Annotated in this window: 8 protein-coding genes; 1 reads left to right on the top strand and 7 read right to left on the bottom strand. The window is 48.9% G+C overall.

Features of this window, described 5'->3' with window-relative positions:
* Positions 1 to 107: 107 nt before the first annotated feature.
* Positions 108 to 788 carry a hypothetical protein gene (locus HMPREF0673_RS03075; protein WP_007897794.1) on the top strand — a complete coding sequence of 227 codons (681 nt, stop codon included), beginning with the start codon at positions 108 to 110 and terminating at the stop codon, positions 786 to 788.
* Between the two features lie 64 nt (positions 789 to 852).
* Here HMPREF0673_RS03075 and HMPREF0673_RS03070 read toward each other — a convergent pair whose 3' ends face one another.
* The 7 genes from HMPREF0673_RS03070 to HMPREF0673_RS14655 all read right to left on the bottom strand — a co-directional run.
* Positions 853 to 1,485, bottom strand: a complete 633-nt coding sequence (locus tag HMPREF0673_RS03070; RefSeq protein WP_007897792.1) for a trimeric intracellular cation channel family protein — start codon at positions 1,483 to 1,485, stop codon at positions 853 to 855.
* Positions 1,486 to 1,487: 2 nt separating this feature from the next.
* Positions 1,488 to 2,441 (bottom strand): D-2-hydroxyacid dehydrogenase, encoded by a 954-nt coding sequence (locus HMPREF0673_RS03065; RefSeq protein WP_007897790.1) that lies wholly within the window; start codon positions 2,439 to 2,441, stop codon positions 1,488 to 1,490.
* A gap of 30 nt (positions 2,442 to 2,471) precedes the next feature.
* The gene (locus HMPREF0673_RS03060; protein ID WP_040596298.1) at positions 2,472 to 3,749 is read right to left on the bottom strand and encodes a replication-associated recombination protein A; all 1,278 of its coding nucleotides are present in this window, start codon (positions 3,747 to 3,749) and stop codon (positions 2,472 to 2,474) included.
* A 220-nt stretch (positions 3,750 to 3,969) separates the two neighbouring features.
* Positions 3,970 to 5,922: a threonine--tRNA ligase gene (gene thrS, locus HMPREF0673_RS03055; protein WP_007897784.1), complete on the bottom strand. Its 1,953-nt coding sequence runs from the start codon at positions 5,920 to 5,922 to the stop codon at positions 3,970 to 3,972.
* 89 nt (positions 5,923 to 6,011) lie between these two features.
* A complete protein-coding gene (locus HMPREF0673_RS03050) occupies positions 6,012 to 8,057 on the bottom strand; it encodes a TonB-dependent receptor (protein WP_007897777.1) in 2,046 nt (681 codons plus the stop codon).
* A gap of 101 nt (positions 8,058 to 8,158) precedes the next feature.
* On the bottom strand, positions 8,159 to 8,857 hold the full coding sequence (locus HMPREF0673_RS03045) for a winged helix-turn-helix domain-containing protein (RefSeq protein WP_040596296.1): 699 nt from the start codon (positions 8,855 to 8,857) through the stop codon (positions 8,159 to 8,161).
* 23 nt (positions 8,858 to 8,880) lie between these two features.
* The coding region (locus HMPREF0673_RS14655) for a class I SAM-dependent methyltransferase (protein WP_007897773.1) at positions 8,881 to 9,516 on the bottom strand (636 nt) is incomplete at its 5' end.

Raw genomic sequence — 9,516 nt, 5'->3', positions numbered from 1 at the left:
TTAAAAACACAACAATATTATTTGATCCAAAATATCTACTAACCAATAGTTTATGTGTACCTTTGTAAAACTTCGAAAATATCAAATATAAACAAATAAATTTCACTATGAAAATCTTAAAGGAGAATATAAAAGGAATATTAGCAGTACTTATGCTTTCAATATCATTAAGCATATCCGCAACATCAAAGGATACACTTAATGCAGTAACTATGGTTTCATACGAACAGGGTTGGCTTGATCGTCATGGAACATTGGCATTGAAGAACAATACCCAAACAGACATTCATAATGTCACCTACCGCATTACTTACCTTGATATGCAAGGGAGGGCCCTTGATTATGAAGAATTCTCATCCGAAATAGAAATTGCTCCAGGGATGACAAAGAAGGTAGACATTGCTGCATATGAACGTGGCAGAAACTACTCCTATTATCTTTCAGAAGCTGCTTATGACAGATCCCATAAGTTTAAAATCAAATTTGAATTGATAGGATATAACATTTCCGAAGAACCAACATCTGAAACGACATCAGCAACCGACTATTTTTCACTTGGTTTATTTGCAGTTTCCGGACTGACAATTGTAATTGGATTGCTCATAGGTGTATTTGCCATAGGCATATGTGTGGGGATGTATATTTTAGTGGCAGTCATGGCTAATCGAAGGAATCGAAATGCTGCATTATGGGTTTTGGTGAGTTTATTTGCAACGCCTTTGTTGGCAATCATAATTTTGCTGTTCTTAGGTGAGGCTGACTATCAAAACGAAGATATAATAAGATAGATGTAACACGATGTGTAACACTTTTCATTTGAATTTGTATTACACATCGTGCTACACAATATAACTATTCCTCCCCTCGCAACACTGGCAGTGAGATGTGGTACTTCACGGCGAGGATGCGTATTGCTACGATAAGGAGGAAGGCGATGATAACAGAAATGGTCATATCGCAACCAAGCTCTACGAGTGCCCAATAAGCCAATCCGCCGATGATGCTCGCCATAGCGTATATCTCCTTCTGGAAGATGACGGGCACGTTGTTCAACAGCACGTCGCGGATGACACCGCCTGCCGAACCCGTTATGGTACCCATGATTATAGCCACCCAGAAGGCGTGACCACAGTCGAGTGTCTTCTGCAAGCCGGCTACGGTGAAGAGCGCCAAGCCGAGCGTGTCGAAGAAGAACCACGTATTGTCAAGACTTTTCAACGATCGCGCAAAGACGATGACGAACATCTGCGCCATGAACGTACAGATGAGATAAATAGAGGAAGTCATCCAGAACGGCGTTACGCCGAGCATTATATCGCGCAGCGTACCTCCACCAATAGCCACGGCAACGCCACATACGAAGCCTCCGAACCAGTCGAAGCGCTTGGCTGCGGCATGACGGATGCCGGAGATAGCAAAGGCGAAGGTACCCAGAAACTCAATAACGTTAAGTAGGGGCTGGTAGATATCTTCTGTAGGCATCATATTTAGTTAACAACATTAGTAGGTGAGCCTTCAAGAAACGATTTGATGTTGTTCACGGCGATATCCATCAAGCGCAGGCGAGCCTCAAGCGTAGCCCATGCCACGTGTGGCGTGATAAATGCATGTGGTGCACCGACAAGAGGATTTGACGGCGATGGTGGTTCGCATGAAAGCACATCGGCACAATAAGCACCGAGTTTGCCCGAAGCAAGTGCGTCGGCTACATCTGCTTCGTTCACAAGAGGTCCACGACCAGTGTTGATGAGTATCGCGCCGTCACGCATTTTCTCGATAGAAGTATTGTTCATCAGTTCGCGTGTTGTGTCTGTAAGCGGGCAATGCAGCGATACGACATCGGAAGCGCCGAATAGTCCGTCGAGCGTTGTCTTACGAATACCCTCTGGGAGCTGATCAGGAGTCTTGCTTGTGTATGCAAGCACGTTCATGCCGAACGCCTGCGCTATCTGCGCCACCTTCATGCCAATGTTTCCAAGTCCTACAATGCCGAGAGTCTTGCCTGCAAGCTCAAAGAGCGGCTTATTCCAGTAGCAGAAGTCTGGACAACGGCTCCACACTCCGTTGCGAGTCTCTTCGGCATAGTGTTCTACATGGTTAGAGACATTGAGCAAGTGAGCGAACACCATCTGTGCCACGCTGTCTGTGCTGTACGCCGGAATGTTCGTCACAACGATGCCACGCTCGCGTGCCGCCTTTGTGTCTACCACGTTGTAGCCAGTAGCAAGCACGCCGATATACTTCGTGTTCTTGAGCTGGGCTATGATGTTGGCGTCGAACACCGTCTTGTTAGTAAGCGCAATCTCTGCGTCGCCCACATGCTGCAGCACTTCTTCGGGCGCTGTGCGCGGATAAACGGTAAGTTCGCCAAGTTCTTCAATTCTGTTCCACGAGATATCGCCAGGATTTACACCCTGACCGTCTAATACTACAATCTTCATATTCCTGTCAATATTATTGGTTGAATTACTTTATTCGTTCTTATACTTATCGCCCCAACACTGGAGCATGTGCTGATACTGCCGCTCCTCGATTGGCGAATGTTGCGGTTGCCAGATGCGTGTATCCTTAAGCGCATCGGGCATATACTGTTGTGGGGCAAAGTGATTGGGGTAATCGTGCGAGTATTTATAGCCGTCGCTATAGCCGAGATCCTTCATCAGCTTTGTTGGTGCATTGCGCAGGTGCAGCGGAACGGGTTGGTTGCCGGTTTGCCGCACAATCTCCAAAGCGTGGTTGATGCCGAGATACGCCGAGTTGCTCTTCGGACTTGTAGCAAGATATACCACAGCCTCAGCCAGCGGTATGCGTCCTTCGGGCCAACCAATCTTCATCACCGCGTCGAAGGCGGCATTGGCAAGCAGAAGTGCATTGGGGTTGGCGAGTCCGATATCCTCTGCCGCACTAATGACAAGGCGACGGGCTATAAACTGCGGGTCTTCCCCACCCTCTATCATCCGTGCCATCCAATAGAGTGCACCATCGGGATCACTACCGCGAATACTCTTGATGAACGCCGAGATAATATCGTAGTGCATCTCTCCCTCCTTGTCGTAGGAAAGCGGGTTCTGCTGCAGGCACGCCACAACCATCTCGTCGTCTATCACAATCTGATCGCCGGGACACGACTCAACGACGAGTTGCAGGATATTGAGCAACTTGCGTGCGTCGCCACCGCTATAGCGCAGCAAGGCGTCGGTCTGCTTCAGCTGGATATTAAGCTTCGAGAGTTCAACGTCGGTTGTAACTGCGCGGTTGAGCAGTTGCAGCAGGTCTTCCTTCTCCAAAGGTTTCAGCACATACAGTTGGCAGCGAGAGAGCAACGGACGTATCACCTCGAACGATGGGTTCTCCGTCGTTGCACCGATAAGCGTGACGATGCCACGTTCCACTGCTCCGAGCAAAGAGTCCTGCTGCGACTTGCTAAAACGATGAATCTCGTCGATGAAGAGTATTGGCGAAGCCGAATTGAAGAAGCGTCCGTTCTTGGCTCGTTCTATCACGTCACGCACATCCTTAACACCACTCGTCACGGCACTAAGCGTGTAGAACGGTGTCTCAAGACGATGCGAAATAATCTGTGCGAGAGTGGTTTTGCCCACTCCGGGCGGTCCCCACAATATAAAGGAGGAGACGCGTCCGCTCTCAATCATCTTGCGCAGAACGGCATCCTTGCCCACTAAATGCTGCTGTCCGACATAATCGTCAAACGAGCGCGGGCGCATTCTTTCAGCTAATGGTTCACTCATAAGTACAAAATTAGTTATTATATGCGAAATAGCAAAAATTTGCCCCATTTTTATTCACCTCAACACCTCAACTTCGCTTGAAAAAGCGATAAAAGAAATGCCCATTAGTCAGACATTGAAATCTGATTAATGGGCATTGATAAATTATAGCATAGGAGGTGTGAGCAATCTTTCTCATACCACATATCCACAGCAAGGATGCCGTAGACTCCTACGTAGTTTAATCCTCAGCAAGCTTCAGCTGCTCTGCAACCTCGTCGCAGATGCGCTTTGCAAACTCTTCCTTAGTCATGGTAGCCTGCTCGCCACCACCCTGCTTACGCATAGAAACGAGACCCTCTGCAGCCTCCTTCTCGCCAACTACAACCATGTACGGAACACGCTTGAGCTCATTGTCGCGAATCTTGCGGCCGATCTTCTCGTTGCGGTCGTCGATGAGTGCGCGTACGCCAGCCTTGTCGAAGAACGCCTTCACCTCGCGAGCGTAGTCGTTATACTTCTCCGAAATCGGGAGGATAGCTACCTGATCAGGGATGAGCCACAATGGGAAGTGACCTGCTGTATGCTCGATGAGTACGGCTGTGAAGCGTTCGAGCGAACCGAACGGAGCGCGGTGAATCATAACCGGTGTCTGCTTAGAGTTGTCCTCTGCAGTGTACTCGAGCTTGAAGCGCTGCGGCAAGTTGTAGTCGACCTGGATTGTACCAAGCTGCCAACGTCTGCCGATAGCGTCCTTCACCATGAAGTCGAGTTTCGGACCATAGAACGCAGCCTCGCCTACCTCCTCGTGAGTCTCAAGACCCTTCTCGCGGCAAGCCTCGCGTATAGCGTTCTCGCTCTCTGCCCAAATCTCCTCGCTACCGATGTACTTCTCAGTATCCTTCGGGTCGTGAAGTGAAATCTGTGCCTCGTAGTTCTCGAAACCAAAGATGCGGAACACCTTAAGGATGATGTCGATGATGTTCTCGAACTCCTTCTTTACCTGCTCTGGGCGCACGAAGATGTGAGCATCGTCCTGGGTGAAGGTACGAACACGTGTCAAGCCGTGAAGCTCACCGCTCTTCTCATAGCGAAATACAGTACCAAACTCTGCGATGCGCAACGGCAGATCCTTGTACGAACGCGGCTTGCGTGCGAACACCTCGCAATGGTGAGGACAGTTCATCGGCTTGAGCATATACTCCTCGTCCTCCTCAGGTGTGTGGATAGGCTGGAAAGCATCCTTGCCGTAGTGAGCGTAGTGGCCCGATGTTACGTAAAGGCTCTTGCCGCCGATACCCGGAGTGATAACCTCCTCGTAGTTGTACGGCTTAAGCATCTTGCGGAGCAACTCCTGCAAGCGCAGACGCAACTGTGTACCCTTAGCAAGCCAGATAGGCAGACCCTTACCTACACGGTCAGAGAACATAAAGAGCTCCATCTCCTTACCGATCTTACGGTGGTCGCGCTTCTTAGCCTCCTCAAGCATGAGGAGATACTCGTCAAGCATCGACTTCTTCGGGAACGAGATACCATAGATACGAGTCATCTGGTCGCGCTTTGCATCGCCACGCCAGAACGCACCGGCTACGCTCGTAATCTTCACTGCCTTGATAGCACCAGTGTTCATCAAGTGCGGACCACGGCAGAGGTCGGTGAAGTTGCCCTGTGTGTATGTAGAAATTGTGCCATCTTCGAGGTCTTCCTCGATATGCTCGCACTTGTACTCCTGACCGTCAGCCTTGAACTCAGCAAGAGCCTCTGCTTTTGACACATCGCGACGAACGACAGCTTCGTTCTTCTTAGCCAGTTCCTTCATCTTAGCCTCAATCTTAGGGAAGTCATTCTCACTGATGACATCACCCTCCTTCGGCATAACGTCGTAGAAGAAGCCGTTCTCCACAGCCGGACCAAAGCCGAACTGAATGCCAGGATAGAGTTCCTTCAGCGCCTCAGCCAAGAGGTGGGCAGAAGTGTGCCAGAAAGTGTGTTTGCCTTCCTCGTCCTCAAACTTGTAAAGAGCGATAGTTGCATCCTCGTTGATCGGACGGTTGAGTTCAACTGTTTCGCCATTAACACCGCAAGATACAACGTTGCGAGCGAGAGCCGGCGAAATGCTCTCGGCGATTTGTAACCCCGTTACGCCCTGCTCGTACTCACGAACAGAACCATCCGGAAATGTGATTTTAACCATGACAAATTAGTTTTATTTAATCAAATTGTCCACAAAGTTATACTTTTATTTTTACATACAACCATTTTTGCAAAGAATAATAGACTTTTTTATTTCATAATACCATTATCCGTATCGCTCATCCTTATCCTCCTCTCTGCAGCCTTATGCCTGCCACCTCGGCTAAGCCGCCACGAAATGCTTAGAGCCACCTGGTTGCCGTTGCCCCTCGAATAGCCGATGGTATGCTTATAAAGATTACGGTTCAGCAGTTCGTTCTCGTATGCCTTGTAGTTATTGTCAAGTGGATTTGCCCACGACAACGACAACTGGCAGTCGCGCCACGTATAAGATGCTTTCACGACTGAATAGGATCCGTTGTATCCTTTCGATTCGCCCTCCAAGAAGCGGCTGCCGTTGTCAACATATCCCTGCAATGTGAAGTTGCCGAGATAAGCCGTGATGCTGCAAGCATAGAACCACGAGGTATAGCAATGAGTATAGTCGTTGCCGAAGTTGAAGCATCTGAACAATCCTCCGTTAGCAGCAATCTGAAGCTTTTCGGGCAGGAGCCAGTAGCCAGCGTATGCCATAACGTTCAATGCATCAATCTCTTTTTGGTTTGTCTGTGTATAGACGAAATGATTGTCGCCAGTCCGCTCATAGTGAGCCATATTCGGTTTGAAGCATTGCTTGAAGTAGCCATCGAAGAAGGTCTGCAAGCGGTTGTTGTTGTATGAGACTTGCAGACGGTGTTCCATATCATGCGACGGCTTCAAGTCGGGATTGCCCACTGTCCATTCCATACTGTTGGTGCGAATCATAGCATCACTCGTCATCGCAATGCGAGACACTTTATCCTGCATCTGACACGTATAGCTCAACTGTACGTTGTTGCTGATGTTATATGTGAGCGATGCCTTCGGGTGGAATGTCCAGAAGTTGTATCTATGGCCGTTCTGCGTGTAATGAATGTAACTTGCGCCCACACCTAAAGAATAGCGCAGTTGTCGGAGCGTACCTTTAATTTCGGCAAAGCTATACAAGCGGTTGTTATCCGTATTTGTCAAAGAAGAAGCATCGCCCTGATAGGAGTTCTTAATGTATTTATAATTATATTTTACGCCCATAGAGAGCGTGAAAGGCTTCAATCGATTCTCGTAGATCACCTCTGTGAGCAGCGAAGCCGTCCTGCCGTCCACATTATATTTATATGGAGAGCCCTCGTCATAGAAAGAACCAGTCTGCGTGTAGATATATGTGCCTACAGCATTGGCGGCAATGGACTGGCGAGAGGTGAACTGGCGGAAGAAGTAAATATCCAATACCGGCGAACAGCTCTTGTCTGCGTTGCGACTTGTTGCCCGGTATTGGCGAGTGCCGTCCGTAATATCCTTAACATCGTAGTTGTCGGGGGCGTTGTTGAACGCTCCGCTCAATGAAGTCTGGAAGACTGTGGCAGTAGAATCCGCCCAGTTGTAGGTAAGTTTTGCTTCGTGCGCTATCGATTTGCGAAGCGATTCTACGTCGTTACGGTCTATTATGTGTACGCTGCCGTCAGCCAACGTGTATTCTGCTGTCTGTCTGCTCTTTACGCCTTTGGTCTTATAACTACTCATACCATACGAGAGCGCCCATTCGCTCTTGCCACGACTCCACTTGCCGTACACCATTCCATCGCCCTGCAGAGTGGTAAGTGCCGACGTAAGGTCGGTACCAATGGTATAGCCGCTCTCGCTTCTGCGTGTAATGATATTTATGACGTATGCTATGTCGTCACCATAACGCACACCAGGATTGTTTATGTAGTCGATCTTTGCGATGTCCTTCGGATCGAGAGCCAACATCTCCACCTTGCCCACTACGACACCATCGACTCGGAGCTGAACTTCTCCCCTATTGTCGATAGCCGTAATCGTGTGGTTGATGTTGTCGATACGCAGATTGGCTAACGATAGTTTCTCAAGAATGCTGTAACCATTGTTGGAATACCGCTTTTGAACATCGGTAGGATATATTATCATACCGTCTGCTTTGTTCACAACCTTAGCTGCTTTAACAGTAACTTCATCGAGCGTAACGCGCCCCTCCACATCCTGGGCATAAGCACCGAATGCAGAAGACATAATAATAGAAAGTGTAATCAATCGTTTCATCTTGCACCAAATTTTGTTCTGGTGCAAAAGTAGACTTCTCTTAAAAGAAATCCTATCGATTAGTCTGACATTTCCCTGACAAGTGGCTGACAAACGGCTATCTACTTGAGTCTCAGACTGTAGCTTCTGCCCCTATCCGACTCTATCTTCAACCTGCTATTAGCCTCTACAATAGGTTTTATGCGTCTTATCAGCGTGTAGAGCGTATCGCTTGCATCAGGCTTCTTCGGCCATAGCCGCTCGCAAATATCCTGTTTCGATAGCGTATGCGTGTCGTTCGTCATAAACATTTCGAGCAGCGAATGCTGCATAGGCGTAAGACGAATCCGCTCACCCCTTTGCGTCATAAACGTATCGTTACGGAAGACAATACCACCATATGATATGCCTTGCGACACCAGCTCCGGTCCTTTCCTCCTTACGTACCACAAACTACATAACAGCCATAGCATACCGACAAACAATATAGAACCTGATGCCCTCTGATCGGACATCCCAAAGGTGGTGGCAAAGCCACAGTTAGCCTCTGCCACAAGCCGGGTCTCCCAACGTCCATCCATACGCACGGTACGCATGGCTATTCCTGCCGTGTCCTTCAACTCGGCTATGGTGAGGTTGTTGCGATAGCAGCGTATGGTATCTGTAGTGACCACATTGTCGGGCATCGTCGCAAGAACCTGCTCCAATGCTCTATTTACATCCTGCGCTATCATGTGTTCTGTTCTGCGATAGCTGCTTATGCTTGTGCACAATGCGCAGAGCATAAGAAAACTGAATACTATGTATGGAAGGGTCTTCATAAATCTATCACTTATTCAACAATTCAAACTCTTACAACATCCACCACATGGCTGCCGGCTCCAATAAGGTCGGCACGCTCCGAGATGCACTTCTGATATTCTATGAAACGCGCAAACGTCTCGTCACTCATGCGGTTGAGACGCGTGCGCATATAGTCGGAAGCCCCGTCAGGCGAGAAGATGGTTACACGTTTCAAGCCGGCACGTTCGTCAAGTCGGTTGATGTCGTCTATACGCACATAGTCGTACAGCTCGTCTGCCTGAGCCTGAATATGGAAATCCCCGTCTACCGCCCCACGCTCCATCAGTCCTTCTATCCTGTCCTCGTCGAAGCAATACGACAGGATGCTGTATTCGTTCATTAAGTAAGCCACAAAAATCAGTCCGCCTGGTTTTGTAACGCGCTTTGCCTCGTTCAGGGCCTTCAGCTTCTCCTCATCGCCGATGAGATGATAGAGCGGACCGAGCAACAGCGTAACGTCAGCAGCCCCCGTAGGCAGAAACGGCATATTGCGCGCGTCGCCCTGCACAACATCAGCCGTAGGCTCACGCTTCAAGAACACCTCTATATTGCGACGCACCAGTTCCACCGCCTTCACCCGATAGCCTTCAGCCATAAGAGCCGAGGTGTAGCGTCCCGTTCCTGCACCAATGTCGAG

The organism is Leyella stercorea DSM 18206 (genome assembly GCF_000235885.1).
GTDB lineage: Bacteria > Bacteroidota > Bacteroidia > Bacteroidales > Bacteroidaceae > Prevotella > Prevotella stercorea.
This window is presented reverse-complemented; position numbering and strand designations above follow the sequence as displayed.

Coding starts and splice junctions, on each gene's coding strand:
- HMPREF0673_RS03075 (WP_007897794.1), top strand. CDS start 108: ATGAAAATCTTAAAGGAGAATATAAAAGGAATATTAGCAGTACTTATG.
- HMPREF0673_RS03070 (WP_007897792.1), bottom strand. CDS start 1,485: ATGATGCCTACAGAAGATATCTACCAGCCCCTACTTAACGTTATTGAG.
- HMPREF0673_RS03065 (WP_007897790.1), bottom strand. CDS start 2,441: ATGAAGATTGTAGTATTAGACGGTCAGGGTGTAAATCCTGGCGATATC.
- HMPREF0673_RS03060 (WP_040596298.1), bottom strand. CDS start 3,749: ATGAGTGAACCATTAGCTGAAAGAATGCGCCCGCGCTCGTTTGACGAT.
- thrS (WP_007897784.1), bottom strand. CDS start 5,922: ATGGTTAAAATCACATTTCCGGATGGTTCTGTTCGTGAGTACGAGCAG.
- HMPREF0673_RS03050 (WP_007897777.1), bottom strand. CDS start 8,057: ATGAAACGATTGATTACACTTTCTATTATTATGTCTTCTGCATTCGGT.
- HMPREF0673_RS03045 (WP_040596296.1), bottom strand. CDS start 8,857: ATGAAGACCCTTCCATACATAGTATTCAGTTTTCTTATGCTCTGCGCA.